We start from the raw sequence: 14,113 nt of genomic DNA on the forward strand, positions 1-14,113 counted from the left end.
TGGAGGCGTGGTTTGAATGTTTAGATTAATGAAGCTCGAGTGGAAGAAACATCAATTATCTAGTTATTTTAAAGGAGCAGCGATTGGTATTATAGCAATTTTTGCTGCGGTAAGTCTTATGGCATGGGCATCTAAAGTAGAGGATGAGTTGATGTTCTCTAGCTATATGGAATACATGTCTTTAGCAAATATTTTTATTAGAACTACATTTATTATTTTTGCATCGGTTATTTTATCACGTTTAGTGATTGATGAATACAAGAACAAAACAATACAGCTACTATTTATGTACCCACTGCAAAGGAAAATGCTAATGAGAGCGAAATTAGCAATTGTTTTTAGTTTTTGCTTTGTGAGCACGATAATCGCAACATTTATTATTAGTTTGCTCATATTCTGTATGAATCCAATAATAGGAATACTTGAAACGCCTGTTACGATGGGGGAAATAATAGCTACCGTTCCAACTACTATTATAAGTGCATTTATGATATCTGGTATAAGTTTAATTCCTTTATTTTTTGGAATGAGAAAGAAATCGACACCGACAACGATTACTTCAGCAGTAATAATTGGTATGCTGATTAATGGTAACGTTGGTCCTGGAAATGGTCAAGTAAGTATGTTTGATTTTATAGCTATCCCAATAGTGCTCTGTTTATTAGGAATTTTCATTAGTTATCTATCGTATCGAAAAATCGACAAGATTGATGTGGCGTGAAGCAAGCTTAAAACAAAAACGAACTGGGGTATGACTGGTGAAAAAAATAATAGTAATTGCAATATTAGTCATTACAATTGCTAGTGCGGTTTTGGATTTTAAGGTATTTCAGGTGAAAGATTTTAAGCAAGAAAAGTCTTTTGAAATCAATAATATAAAAGAAATAGAAGTAGACAATGAAAACTGGAATATTGAATTTAAAAGTACAGACGCTAATAAAATAGTAATTTCCGCTCAAGGTCAACAAGTAGATAAAGAGATAGATCCCGTCAAAATAGAAAATGACGAAAATAAAATTGTGATTAAGCAAAAACAAAAGGTGACCAAATTTTTTAATGGTTTTACGTTTAGGAAGAAAAATAGTATATGTATAGCTATTCCGAGGAAAGCAATAGACAAAATTGTAGTAAATAATAAATCGGGTGATGTGAAAATAAACGATATAGTAGTAAAAAGTATCGTGACAAAAGGCAAGTCTGGAGATGGAATGATTACAGGACTATCGGCAGAGAAGGGTGAATTCACATCCGAAAGTGGAGATTTAATGTTAAAAGATAGTTCATTACAAGAAGTAAATATAACTTCTACTACTGGCGATAATTATGTGAAAAATGTAAAAAACGAAAATGTGAACATCACTTCAACATCTGGGGAAGTATTACTGAAAGATATGACAGAAGGAAAATCATTATTTGTAGAAACAAAATCAGGAGATATTGGCGTACGGTATAAAGGTGTTCCGATTTCTTTAAAACTTACGGCTAAAAGTAATTCGTCTGACGTAATGATAGATTTAAAAGGACTTAAGAAAGATAAAAATACAGAAAAAATAAAAGCGGGAACCATTGGTGATGCAAAAAACGGAGTGAAGATTTTAAGTGAAACAGGAGTCATTTATATTGATTAAATCTTAGGAGGAAGGAGGACACTATCATGCTACATTTAATGAAGCTAGAATTGAAAAAGTTTAAGCTTGGTTGGTACGTGAAGAGAGCAATTATTGCAAATATTATTATACTGGCATTAATGATCTTTGTGAGCATCATCGCTCAAGTAGAAGGTGATGCAGAAATAAGGAATCCAGAGACGATATTGTTAATGGCTAGCACAATAGTAAGAGCAACGTTTATTGTTTTTGGTAGTGTATTAATCGCAAGGCTAATAATTGGTGAATATAAAAATAAAACAATACTACTCATGTTTTCTTATCCCATTAACCGAAAGAAGATGATGGCTAGTAAGTTGGCTATTACAGCGACAGTAACATTTATAACAGTTATTGTATCTAACATTTTAGTAGTAGGAATTTTCTTTGGGATAGATAGTTATTTTTCAATTCTTCCTAATTCATTCACAGTAGATCAATTGATGCAAGAAGGAATAAAACTAGTTCCTTTAGCCATTGCAACTGCGGGAATGAGTTTAATCCCATTATATTTTGGAATGCGTAAACGTTCAGTGCCAACTACAATTGTTTCATCTCTTATCGTTGTATCAATTGCAATGAATAGCAACCCAGAGTTTCCTATAGCAACTTTTCTTCCCCTTCAACTAGCACTTGCAGCAATTGGAGTTGTGATTGCATATTACGGAATTAAAAATATAGAGAAGGAAGATGTAACTATATGACAAGAATAAGAAAAAAGAGTTGGCGTTACACCAACTCTTTTTTGTATATGTATGCTTCGTTACTACTCTGTAAATTTGGAGTGTTTGCTTAAATACTCTTGCACTCCTGGAGAAATATTAAAGTTATTAGGACTTTTATATTCAATAGTAAACTCTCCGTCTCTACTTGTCTCAAAGGAGATGGCATAGCTATTCATTTTAGCATCGTAAGAAGTATTTTTGACTTCCGCATCTAAACCAAAGTATTTTGTAATATATTCTTTTGATTCCGTAATTGCTGCTTGTTTTCCCCAAGGGGTACCATAATAGGTGAAATAAAGAGATACACTAATAACTCCAATAATAGAAGTTAGTAAAATAGTTCCCATAGCTATTTTTTTATTTTTTGTATTCAATTTGGTTACTCATCTTCATAATATGTATTCATTTTAACCTATCTTTTCCATAAAACAACCATTTAGAAAAAATAGTTTCACATGAAACAAGTTACAGAAAAAGACAAGATTTGTAAACATCTTGTCTTTTTTATTGTTACATTTTAGGAGCTTCCATTCCAGTCGCAGCCCATTCTTCTTTTGCAGGACCATATACGCCAGGGACTGTTAAACCAGCTTGTCGCATTAAAACTGTCATTTGTCCGCGATGGTGATTTTGATGATTAATGAGTGTCATTAAAAATATAGAATTCGGCATAGGACGACCAAAGAAGTCATTCATAGTTGCTAAATCTTTATCAGTCCATTCGCTTTGAAGTGCTTCAACGAAAGCCGCATTCACTTTACGATACCCATCTGCAATTGTTTTAGCTGAAGTTGGAACAGGATAATCTTTCGTTTCTCCTTCAAATTTAAGTCCCGTACCAGATAGTATAACTGGAATTGCCGTCACGATATGCCAAGCAACTCTGCCTAACGTCCAGTGCCCATCTGCAATTTCTTGTAATAAAGATTCATCCGTTAATGCGTCGAGCATTTTCTGAGTAGACTCAGCCTCGTATGTCCATGATTGTAAGAAGCCTTCAATTGTCTGGTACATATTTATCCCTCCTATTTATGTTCATAGGTTACATTCGTGAAAAAAAGATAGTTTCCTTTTTAACTAACTTTCTTCCCACTCTTCCTCATCAACCATAAGAAATAAGTTGATCCAAGTACAGCAACGTTCAAATTTGCGTTAACAATAAAGAGTTGAATAATCGCTGAGCCGAGAGCTGAAATACCGATTCCTATTAAAGTAAGGGGTGTTGGGCTAAATCCTAATTTTCATGAAAAGAAAAGTACAATTCCGACTGCAAGTAGTCCGCCGATGAATAAACCAATTGGATTGAAATTTATATGTATATGCAGAATGGAGAAAAAGAATTTCGTTTGAGCAAGAAGGCGAAAGTACAAGCAAAGGGAGAGCAAATCGCATGTAATAATTAATAGAATGTATGGAATAAATCTGTGTTTATCCCGACTAGGTAAAGTATTTCTTTGTTATTTAAATAGATGTTTTTTAACTCGGCGATTGTACTTAAAAGATTGAATGTGAAGGAAGTGGTCAACATGTCTTCATGGCGCAATAATATAAATGGGTATTGTGAGTGTAATAATCAAAATGGTGTACATGTTGATTCTTGCTGTTTTAGTTGTGATGGGACAGTTCCTAAGCTGGGCCCAACAGGTCCGACGGGAGTAACAGGTTCAACAGGCCCAACAGGAGCGACGGGAGTAACAGGTCCAACGGGGGCGACGGGAATAACGGGAGCAACAGGAGCAATAGGCCCAACAGGAGCGACGGGAGTAACAGGTCCAACAGGTCCAACGGGGGCGACGGGAATAACGGGAGCAACAGGAGCAACAGGTCCAACAGGAGCGACGGGAGTAACAGGTCCAACAGGAGCGACGGGAGTAACAGGTCCAACAGGAGCGACGGGAGTAACAGGTCCAACAGGAGCGACGGGAGTAACAGGTCCAACAGGAGCGACGGGAGTAACAGGCCCAACAGGTCCAACAGGAGCAACAGGAGCAACAGGAGCAACAGGCCCAACGGGAGTAACAGGTCCAACAGGAGCGACGGGTCCAACGGGAGCAACAGGAGCAACGGGAATAACAGGAATAACAGGAGCGACGGGAATAACAGGAGCAACAGGTCCAACGGGTCCAACGGGGGCAACCGGGGCTACAGGTACAAGTATCACGGCGACGTATGCATTTGCAAATAATACGTCAGGAACAGCGATATCGGTACTTCTTGGTGGAACGAATGTCCCGCTTCCGAATAATCAAAATATCGGTCCAGGTATTACGGTTTCCGGGGGGAATACAGTATTTACGGTTGCAAATGCTGGAAATTATTATATTTCATATTCGATTAATATAACGGCTTCATTATTAGTTAGTTCACGGATTACAATTAATGGAGCACCACTTGCTGGAACAATCAATTCTCCTGCTGTAGCAACCACATCATTTAGCGCAACAATCATTACAACTCTTGCAGCAGGAGATGCTATTAGTTTGCAACTATTTGGTTTGTTAGCTGTTGCAACATTATCAACAACTACACCAGGAGCTGTGTTAACGATAATAAGGTTAAGCTAAATAATAACTCTCTTATTCTTTTAAGATTAGGAGAGTTTATACATATAATAAGAAGTTAATGGAGTGAAGCATAGTTATATAAAAGTCAGAATATTATGATTGTAACGTTATGGCGACTATAATATAATGAAAACAACTTCATGAATGAACATTCATTTATTTTTTATGTATTTGAAGGGGGAATGAAGGTGGAAAAACCATGGTTGAAAAGTTATCCAGAAGAAATTCCAAGTACGATTTCTTATGATATTCAGCCGCTTCATGGATATGTGGAACAGGTGGCTTCTTGCTATCCAGAAAAGAAAGCGCTTCACTTTTTGGGGAAGGATATTACATTTTCAGAATTCCACGATAAGGTGAAGAGGTTTGCAAATTATCTTCAAAAGCTCGGTGTGGAAAAGGGTGATCGAGTTGCTATTATGTTGCCGAATTGTCCGCAATCTGTAATTGGTTATTATGGTACATTACTTGCGGGAGGTATCGTAGTACAAACAAATCCACTATATACAGAAAGAGAATTAGAATACCAGCTTCATGACTCAGGAGCAAAAGTAATTCTTTGTCTCGATTTAGTGTTTCCAAGAGTAACGAATGTTCAATCTGCTACAAAAATTGAACATATTATCGTAACTCGGATTGCGGACTTTTTACCCTTCCCTAAAAATTTACTTTATCCATTTGTACAAAAAAAGCAGGCAAATCTAGTTGTGAATGTGTCGGAAAGCGAAACAATTCATCTATGGAAATCAGTAGAACGAGAAAGTAATGTTAATGTTGAAGTTCCTTGTGATCCTGAAAATGATCTAGCCCTTTTACAGTACACAGGAGGAACAACTGGATTTCCGAAAGGCGTTATGTTGACGCATAAAAATCTTGTTTCGAACACTTTAATGGGAGCTCATTGGCTATATAATTGTAAAGAAGGAGAAGAAGTAATTCTTGGCGTCCTTCCGTTCTTTCATGTGTATGGGATGACAGCTGTAATGAATTTAAGTATTATGCAAGGATATAAAATGGTGCTGATTCCGAAGTTTGATATGAAAATGGTTTTTGAAGCGATAAAAAAACATAAAGTCACACTATTTCCAGGGGCACCGACCATTTATATTGCTCTATTAAATAGTCCCCTCTTAAAAGAATATGATATTTCTTCTATTCAAGCTTGTATTAGTGGATCTGCCCCGCTTCCTGTAGAAGTACAGGAAGAGTTTGAGAGAGTTACAGGTGGAAAATTGGTAGAAGGTTATGGATTAACGGAGTCGTCGCCAGTTACACATGGGAATTTTTTGTGGGAAAAACGCGTGCCAGGAAGTATAGGTGTGCCGTGGCCAGATACAGAGGCAAACATTATGTCACTTGAAACTGGAGAGGCTTTACCCCCGGGTGAAATTGGTGAAATTGTTGTAAAGGGTCCTCAAATTATGAAAGGGTATTGGAATAAGCCAGAAGAAACAGCAGCTGTATTGCAAGACGGATGGCTTCATACAGGGGATGTTGGTTACATGGATGAAGATGGATTTTTCTATGTGAAAGACCGTAAGAAAGATATGATTGTTGCGAGTGGATTTAATGTGTATCCTCGTGAAGTAGAAGAAGTATTATATGAGCATGAAAAAGTGCAAGAAGTAGTGACGATTGGAATTCCCGATCCGTACCGGGGAGAGACGGTTAAAGCATTTGTTGTGTTAAAAGAAGGTGCGGAGTGTTCTGAGGAAGAATTAAACCAGTTTGCGCGTAAATATTTAGCGGCTTATAAAGTGCCGAAAGTATATGAGTTTAGAGATGAATTACCGAAAACGACAGTTGGAAAAATTTTACGCCGTGTCCTAATAGATGAAGAGAAAAGAAAAAATGAGGATGAGCAAACGGGCTAAGGCCCTTTCTTTTTGAAAAAATAGGATTGACACTTTTCTAAATAGTCAGTATTATAAGAATATGAATGACTATTCATTCAGTCATCTTCTTGAAGGGGACAGTAAAGTGAAAAAAAATAGACCGAAATACAATCAAATTATTGATGCGGCAGTCATTGTGATTGCGGAGAATGGGTACCACCAAGCGCAAGTTTCTAAAATAGCAAAGCAAGCTGGGGTAGCTGATGGCACGATTTATTTATATTTTAAAAATAAAGAAGATATATTAATATCCTTATTCCAAGAGAAGATGGGAGATTTTGTCGAAACAATTCGTCAAAAAACAGCAGGAATTGAAAGCGCTGTATCGAAGTTATTCATGTTGGTAGAAACGCACTTCTTGCTGTTATCACAAAATGATCCTCTTGCTATCGTTACGCAATTAGAGCTAAGACAGTCCAATCAAGACTTACGCCTGAAAATAAATGAAGTATTAAAAGGCTACTTACAAGTTATGGATGAGATTTTAGAGACAGGTATAAAGCAAGGTGAATTCCAAGCGGATTTAAATGTTCGCGTGGCAAGACAAATGATCTTTGGAACAGTAGATGAAGTTGTGACCAATTGGGTAATGAGCGATCATAAGTATGATCTGGTCGCACTTTCAAAAACGGTACATGGGCTACTTATTGCAGCTTGTGGTTATCGTCAATAATGGGAGGGATCATGTTGAAATTCCTATCTGTAAGAGTTGAAGATCATATCGCGGTGGCGACGTTAAATCATGCGCCGGCAAACGCGATGTCTTCACAAGTTATGCATGACGTTACTGAATTAATTGATCAAGTGGAGAAGGATGATAACATTCGTGTTGTTGTTATTCACGGTGAAGGGCGCTTCTTCTCGGCGGGAGCAGATATTAAAGAATTTACATCTGTTACTGAAGCGAAGCAAGCGACAGAATTAGCGCAGCTTGGACAAGTTACGTTTGAGCGTGTTGAAAAATGTTCAAAACCAGTTATCGCGGCAATTCATGGAGCGGCACTTGGCGGCGGCCTTGAGTTTGCTATGTCTTGCCACATGCGCTTTGCAACTGAAAGTGCAAAACTTGGGTTACCTGAATTAACACTTGGATTAATTCCTGGATTTGCAGGTACACAGCGATTACCACGTTATGTTGGGAAAGCGAAAGCTTGTGAAATGATGTTAACAAGTACACCGATTACTGGTGCAGAAGCATTAAAATGGGGACTTGTTAACGGAGTTTTTGCTGAAGAAACATTTTTAGATGATACGCTTAAAGTTGCAAAACAGATTGCTGGAAAAAGCCCAGCGACGACTCGTGCTGTACTAGAGTTATTGCAAACGACGAAATCGTCTCATTATTATGAAGGTGTACAACGCGAAGCTCAAATCTTTGGTGAAGTATTTACGGGTGAAGATGGAAGAGAAGGTGTAGCAGCGTTTTTAGAAAAACGTAAGCCTTCATTTAGTGGCAGGGAGTTTAATTATTTTTTTAATATAAATTAACAGAAAATTAAAATTGATAGAATCTTTCTGAAAAACAAGGGGGTAAATGGAATGAACATCTACGTACTCATGAAACGAACATTTGATACAGAAGAAAAAATCGTAATTAAAAACGGTGCAATTTACGATGGCGAAGCGGAATTCATCATCAACCCTTACGACGAATATGCGATTGAAGAAGCAATTCAAGTAAGAGACGCACAAGGTGGCGAAGTTACTGTTGTAACAGTCGGTGGCGAAGATAGTGAGAAAGAACTTCGTACGGCATTAGCGATGGGCTGCGATAAAGCGGTATTAATTAATATTGAAGATGATGTGGAAAATGGTGACCAGTTCACGACAGCAAAAGTACTTGCTGAATATTTAAAAGATAAAGATGCAGATTTAATTTTAGGCGGGAACGTTGCAATTGATGGTGCATCTGGACAAGTTGGTCCACGCGTAGCAGAAGCGTTAAATATTCCGTACGTAACGACAATTACAAAACTTGAAATTGACGGTACAAGCGTGAAGATTGAGCGTGATGTTGAAGGTGATACGGAAGTGATTGAAACTTCATTACCAGTTTTAGTAACAGCACAACAAGGTTTAAATGAACCTCGTTATCCATCGCTTCCAGGTATTATGAAAGCGAAGAAAAAGCCACTAGAAGAAGTAGAATTAGATGATTTAGATTTAGAAGAAGATGATGTGGAAGCAAAGACAAAAACAATTGAAATCTATTTGCCTCCTAAGAAAGATGCAGGAAAAGTGTTACAAGGCGAGCTGCAAGATCAAGTAAAAGAACTTGTATCGTTGCTCCATACAGAAGCGAAAGTAATCTAATAAAATACGAAATTATATATGCAGGAGGGAAAATCTATGGCTCGTAAAGTATTAGTAATGGGTGAGGTTCGTGATGGATCGCTACGTAACGTTTCGTTTGAAGCGGTAGCAGCAGCAAAAACAATTGCAGAAGGCGGTGAAGTAGTAGGTCTTCTAGTTGGAGACAGCGTTGCCTCTTTTGCAAATGAATTGATTCATTACGGTGCAGATCGCGTTGTGACAGTTGAAAATGATAAATTAAAATCATATACATCTGATGGTTATGCACAAGCATTTTCAGCTGTATATGCTGAAGAAAAGCCAGAAGGTATTGTATTTGGACATACAGCACTTGGTAAAGATTTATCACCAAAATTAGCAGCGAAGCTTGAAGCTGGTCTAGTTTCTGACGTAACTGCTTTAGAAGTTGAAGGTGGAAATGTTATCTTTACTCGTCCAATTTACTCTGGTAAAGCGTTTGAGAAGAAGATTGTAACAGACGGTATCTTATTTGCGACAGTGCGTCCAAATAACATTGCGACACTTGAAAAAGATGAGTCTCGCAGTGGTGACGTGTCTTCTATTACAGTAGATGTGAAAGATTTACGTACAATTATTCAAGATGTCGTCCGTAAGACGGCAGAAGGTGTTGACCTTTCTGAAGCGAAAGTTATTATCGCTGGTGGACGCGGTGTGAAGAGTGAAGAAGGATTCAAGCCATTAAAAGAGTTAGCTGACGTATTAGGCGGCGCTGTTGGAGCATCTCGTGGTGCTTGTGACGCTGAGTATTGCGATTACTCATTACAAATTGGTCAAACTGGTAAAGTTGTTACGCCGGACTTATACATTGCATGCGGTATTTCTGGTGCGATTCAGCATTTAGCTGGTATGTCTAACTCAAAAATAATCGTTGCGATTAATAAAGACCCAGAAGCAAGTATCTTCAAAGTAGCTGACTATGGTATTGTTGGCGATCTATTTGAAGTCTTACCTCTTTTAACAGAAGAGTTTAAAAAGTTAAAAGTACATTCATGATTTGAGTACCCTTGAGTTCCAAGTGAAGTACCCCTATATATAGAAAAGGTGAGAGATCCCCTGTCTCTCATCTTTTTAGTATTTACTCCGTATTTTTATATAGTATAAAGGAACACTTTTTTGTTACAATACATAACGATACATATTATTCGCCACGTATATAAGTTAATGATATACTCTTGGTAGAATATACTTGAAGGAGGAAATAAAATGGCAATTGTAAATGCAAATGACCAAAGCTTCGCAGCTGAAACTAGCGAAGGTGTTGTATTATTAGATTTCTGGGCACCTTGGTGTGGACCTTGTAAAATGATCGCTCCTGTATTAGAGGAAATTGATGCAGAATTAGGCGAAAAAGTAAAAGTAGTAAAAGTAGACGTGGATGAAAACCAAGAAACTGCTCGTCAATTCGAAGTAATGAGCATTCCAGCTCTTTTCGTATTAAAAGACGGTAAAGTAGTTGATCAAGCGTTAGGTTACAAACCGAAAGAAGCGTTAGTAGAATTAGTTTCTAAACACTTCTAAAATAAAGGGCTACCATTTGGTAGCCTTTTTTATTTTCCTTTTTTACACCTTTCCGTTACAATAAAGGAACGTATGTTGGGTGTTTTGGCATAGTATGTTTTCATGTGAAAATAAAGATGCTAAGCATGTAGAAATGGAGGGTAACGAGTGCACGAACATTTAAAAGAAAAATTGGCTATTTTACCAGATCAACCTGGTTGTTATTTAATGAAAGATAAGCAAGGAATGGTTATATATGTCGGAAAGGCAAAAGTGCTTAAAAATCGTGTGCGCTCGTACTTTACTGGTTCGCATGATGGAAAAACACTGCGGCTTGTAGGAGAAATTGTAGATTTTGAATATATTGTAACCTCCTCAAATTTAGAGGCTCTCATTTTAGAGTTAAACTTAATAAAAAAACATGATCCAAAATATAATATTCAATTAAAAGATGATAAAACATATCCTTTTATTAAAATTACAGCTGAGAAACAGCCGCGATTACTTATTACGCGAAATGTAAAAAAGGATAAGGGAAAGTATTTTGGCCCTTATCCGAATGCACAATCAGCTCATGAAACGAAAAAACTGCTAGATCGTATGTATCCGCTTCGTAAGTGCTCAAATATGCCCGATAAAGTTTGTTTATATTATCATATGGGTCAATGTTTAGCACCTTGTGTGAAAGAAGTGACGGAAGAACAAAACAAAGAAATTGTAGATGAAATTATTAAGTTTTTAAATGGTGGGCATAAAGAAGTTCGTTCAGAATTAGAAACAAAGATGTATGAAGCTTCAGAGAAACTAGAATTTGAACGTGCAAAAGAGTTACGTGATCAAATTGCTCATATCGATGCGATTATGGAAAAACAAAAGATGATTATGAGTGACTTAGTGGATCGTGATGTGTTTGGGTATGCAGTTGATAAAGGTTGGATGTGTGTTCAAGTTTTCTTCGTTCGAAAAGGAAAGCTAATTGAACGTGATGTTTCTATGTTTCCAATCTACGATGAACCAGAAGAGGGATTTTTAACGTTTATCGGTCAATTTTATGAGAACAGCAGTCATTTTAAGCCGAAGGAAATTGTCGTTCCAGGAAGTATAGACTCAGAGTTAGTAGAGCGCTTTTTAGAAGTTGAAGCGACACAGCCGAAACGTGGTAAGAAAAAAGATCTTGTAGAATTAGCAAGTAAAAATGCGAAGATTGCTCTTGAAGAGAAATTCTACTTAATTGAACGTGATGAAGAGCGAACGATTAAAGCGGTAGATCATTTAGGGAAGCAGCTCGGGATTGAAACACCTTATCGTATTGAGGCGTTTGATAACTCAAATATTCAAGGGACAAATCCTGTTTCTGCAATGATTGCTTTTATCGATGGGAAACCAGCTAAGAAAGAATATAGGAAATATAAAATTAAAACGGTTCAAGGACCAGATGATTATGAGTCTATGAGAGAAGTTGTGAGACGCCGTTATACAAGGGCACTGAAAGAGAGTTTGCCTTTACCAGATTTAATCATTATTGATGGTGGAAAAGGGCATCTGGCAGCTGTAAGTGATGTTCTAGAAAACGAACTCGGTTTATATATTCCGATGGCAGGGCTTGTAAAAGATGACAAACATAAAACCTCCCATTTAATTATTGGAGATCCACCTGAACCTGTGATGCTTGAGCGAAATAGCCAAGAATTTTATTTATTGCAGCGCATTCAAGATGAAGTGCATCGATTTGCGATTACATTCCATCGTCAATTACACGGGAAATCTGTCATTCAATCAGCACTGGATGATATTCCAGGAATCGGTGATAAACGAAAAAAGATATTGTTAAAACATTTTGGTTCATTAAAGAAGATGAAAGAAGCTTCTTTAGCTGAATTTGTCGAAGCGGGTATGCCGAAAAATGTCGCAGAGACGATTTATACTTATTTAACAGATAAGAAGACGTTGTAGTTTACAACGTCTTCTGTTTTTTGGTATAATTTCTGAAGATTTAAAATAAATCTAACTGAATGAAAATACAAAAAAGTCAACTAAACTTATATGTCTAGTTGACTGTAGGTAATGCTACACTTCAATGAGATCTTTTATATCCCATTTCACAAGAAATGTAATAGAGTCTGAACGTTTTTTCTTTTCTTCATAGGACTCTGCAACGACGTTTCGTTGCTTTTGAATTTGTTCAGCGATGAATCCAGCTTCTAATTGATAAGAAGAATGTCTGTTTTGTTTTTGACGTTCAGCGATGAGTGTGCCCTTAAGTTGGAACTGCATTTCACGACGCTTATGTTCAATAATGCTTAAAGTGCCCCAGCCAGCTTTTTCAAAGAACTGAATGACTTCTTCAATTGTTTCTAGTGGATATTTTCTTGCAAGGTTTCTACCAGACCAGTATAAAATACCATCTAAATCGTTACCGATTAAATCAGGTAGTAATTCTTCACGTAGCAATTCATAAGCGAAGGCGTTCAATGAAACATCTTCTAAAGATGTTGTATCGATTGTATTTTTACTCACAATATTCCCCTCTTTCTATAGGGATTATTATATAACATTTCTCGTTTATAAAAACAGATTTTTCTTTGGGGAAATCTGAATATATAAGAAGGGAAAAAGAATTGGCAAATTATATGCAAATTATGTATACGTTTTCTTGACGCTTCGACAAAAATAGGGGTAAAATGAACTTGTTATCAAATTATGCTGAAATATTTCGAATAATTTTTTCAGTTTTTCTTATGCCAATAGTGAAAAAACATTATTGTTGTAAATTAATCTGAAAACAGCAGTCAAACATTCAAGGGGGTAATGGGGACATGAAAGGCCGCGAGTATACGTTTCGTAAGTGGCACTCATTAATGGGGGTCATCCCGGTTGGTGTCTTTTTGACGCAACATCTAATTGTAAACAACTTTGCAACAAGAGGAGCAGAGGCTTTTAACAAAGCTGCAGGCTTTATGGAGCTCCTTCCATTCCGGTATGCGCTAGAAATTTTCATCATCTTTTTACCTATACTGTACCATGCTATATATGGCTTATATATTGCATTTACAGCTAAGAACAATGCGGTATCTTACGGTTATTTCCGTAACTGGATGTTCGTCTTCCAAAGAATTTCAGGTATCGTTACACTGATTTTCATTTCTTGGCACGTCTGGGAAACTCGTATTCAAGCATTGTTAGGTAAAGAGGTAAACTATGATATGATGGCAGATATTTTAAACAATCCAGCTATGTTTGCATTCTACTTAGTTGGTGTTGTTTCAACAATTTTCCACTTTGCAAATGGACTATGGACATTCTGCATAAGCTGGGGAATTACAGTATCTCCACGTTCACAAAGAATCTCTACTTATGTAACATTAGCTATTTTCTTAGGTCTATCTTATGTAGGTGTGAGTGCATTATTAGCGTTCATCGATCCACAGCTAGCAAACCAGTAAGGAGTGGGA

At 37.0% G+C, this 14,113-nt stretch carries 15 protein-coding genes and 1 pseudogene; 12 read left to right on the top strand and 4 right to left on the bottom strand.

The window, feature by feature from the left end:
• Positions 1-16 precede the first annotated feature (16 nt).
• The 3 genes from DN394_RS00415 to DN394_RS00425 are packed head-to-tail and all read left to right on the top strand — an operon-like array spanning position 17 to position 2,350.
• Positions 17-721, top strand: coding sequence for an ABC transporter permease (locus tag DN394_RS00415; protein ID WP_097916575.1), 705 nt, complete (start codon positions 17-19; stop codon positions 719-721).
• A 37-nt stretch (positions 722-758) separates the two neighbouring features.
• Positions 759-1,628 carry a DUF4097 family beta strand repeat-containing protein gene (locus DN394_RS00420; protein ID WP_149293510.1) on the top strand — a complete coding sequence of 290 codons (870 nt, stop codon included), beginning with the start codon at positions 759-761 and terminating at the stop codon, positions 1,626-1,628.
• Positions 1,629-1,654: 26 nt separating this feature from the next.
• Positions 1,655-2,350 (top strand): hypothetical protein, encoded by a 696-nt coding sequence (locus DN394_RS00425; protein WP_097916577.1) that lies wholly within the window; start codon positions 1,655-1,657, stop codon positions 2,348-2,350.
• 62 nt (positions 2,351-2,412) lie between these two features.
• On the opposite strand, the gene DN394_RS00430 is transcribed toward DN394_RS00425, so the two are convergent.
• From DN394_RS00430 to DN394_RS28845, 3 genes and pseudogenes are all read right to left on the bottom strand, one after another.
• The gene (locus tag DN394_RS00430; RefSeq protein WP_149293511.1) at positions 2,413-2,745 is read right to left on the bottom strand and encodes a YfjL-like protein; all 333 of its coding nucleotides are present in this window, start codon (positions 2,743-2,745) and stop codon (positions 2,413-2,415) included.
• Positions 2,746-2,881: 136 nt separating this feature from the next.
• Entirely contained in the window at positions 2,882-3,385 is a 504-nt protein-coding gene (locus DN394_RS00435; protein ID WP_098705587.1) for a DinB family protein, read from the bottom strand.
• Positions 3,386-3,486: 101 nt separating this feature from the next.
• A pseudogene (locus DN394_RS28845) lies at positions 3,487-3,678 on the bottom strand (iron chelate uptake ABC transporter family permease subunit); the annotation flags it as partial.
• A gap of 219 nt (positions 3,679-3,897) precedes the next feature.
• Here DN394_RS28845 and DN394_RS00440 point away from each other — a divergent pair.
• The 8 genes from DN394_RS00440 to uvrC all read left to right on the top strand — a co-directional run bounded on the left by DN394_RS00440 (position 3,898) and on the right by uvrC (position 12,614).
• Complete coding sequence (locus DN394_RS00440; protein ID WP_149293512.1) at positions 3,898-4,935, top strand: collagen-like protein; 1,038 nt, start codon at positions 3,898-3,900, stop codon at positions 4,933-4,935.
• A 188-nt stretch (positions 4,936-5,123) separates the two neighbouring features.
• A complete protein-coding gene (locus DN394_RS00445) occupies positions 5,124-6,809 on the top strand; it encodes a long-chain-fatty-acid--CoA ligase (protein ID WP_141551002.1) in 1,686 nt (561 codons plus the stop codon).
• A 106-nt stretch (positions 6,810-6,915) separates the two neighbouring features.
• Positions 6,916-7,503, top strand: a complete 588-nt coding sequence (locus DN394_RS00450; RefSeq protein ID WP_000742213.1) for a TetR/AcrR family transcriptional regulator — start codon at positions 6,916-6,918, stop codon at positions 7,501-7,503.
• A gap of 11 nt (positions 7,504-7,514) precedes the next feature.
• A complete protein-coding gene (locus tag DN394_RS00455; RefSeq protein WP_098910058.1) occupies positions 7,515-8,318 on the top strand; it encodes an enoyl-CoA hydratase in 804 nt (267 codons plus the stop codon).
• Between the two features lie 51 nt (positions 8,319-8,369).
• A complete protein-coding gene (etfB, locus tag DN394_RS00460) occupies positions 8,370-9,143 on the top strand; it encodes an electron transfer flavoprotein subunit beta (protein ID WP_087982240.1) in 774 nt (257 codons plus the stop codon).
• A gap of 36 nt (positions 9,144-9,179) precedes the next feature.
• Positions 9,180-10,157 carry an electron transfer flavoprotein subunit alpha gene (gene etfA, locus DN394_RS00465; protein WP_000101968.1) on the top strand — a complete coding sequence of 326 codons (978 nt, stop codon included), beginning with the start codon at positions 9,180-9,182 and terminating at the stop codon, positions 10,155-10,157.
• 210 nt (positions 10,158-10,367) lie between these two features.
• On the top strand, positions 10,368-10,682 hold the full coding sequence (trxA, locus tag DN394_RS00470; RefSeq protein WP_001018943.1) for a thioredoxin: 315 nt from the start codon (positions 10,368-10,370) through the stop codon (positions 10,680-10,682).
• A 147-nt stretch (positions 10,683-10,829) separates the two neighbouring features.
• Entirely contained in the window at positions 10,830-12,614 is a 1,785-nt protein-coding gene (uvrC, locus tag DN394_RS00475; RefSeq protein WP_149293513.1) for an excinuclease ABC subunit C, read from the top strand.
• 114 nt (positions 12,615-12,728) lie between these two features.
• On the opposite strand, the gene DN394_RS00480 is transcribed toward uvrC, so the two are convergent.
• Positions 12,729-13,178, bottom strand: a complete 450-nt coding sequence (locus DN394_RS00480) for a YslB family protein (RefSeq protein WP_000042225.1) — start codon at positions 13,176-13,178, stop codon at positions 12,729-12,731.
• A 299-nt stretch (positions 13,179-13,477) separates the two neighbouring features.
• Here DN394_RS00480 and sdhC point away from each other — a divergent pair, with 299 nt between their 5' ends.
• Entirely contained in the window at positions 13,478-14,104 is a 627-nt protein-coding gene (gene sdhC / locus DN394_RS00485) for a succinate dehydrogenase cytochrome B558 (RefSeq protein WP_000678353.1), read from the top strand.
• Positions 14,105-14,113: the final 9 nt, after the last annotated feature.

The sequence above is a fragment of the Bacillus sp. BB081 genome (assembly GCF_008368895.1).
Taxonomy (GTDB): domain Bacteria; phylum Bacillota; class Bacilli; order Bacillales; family Bacillaceae_G; genus Bacillus_A; species Bacillus_A wiedmannii.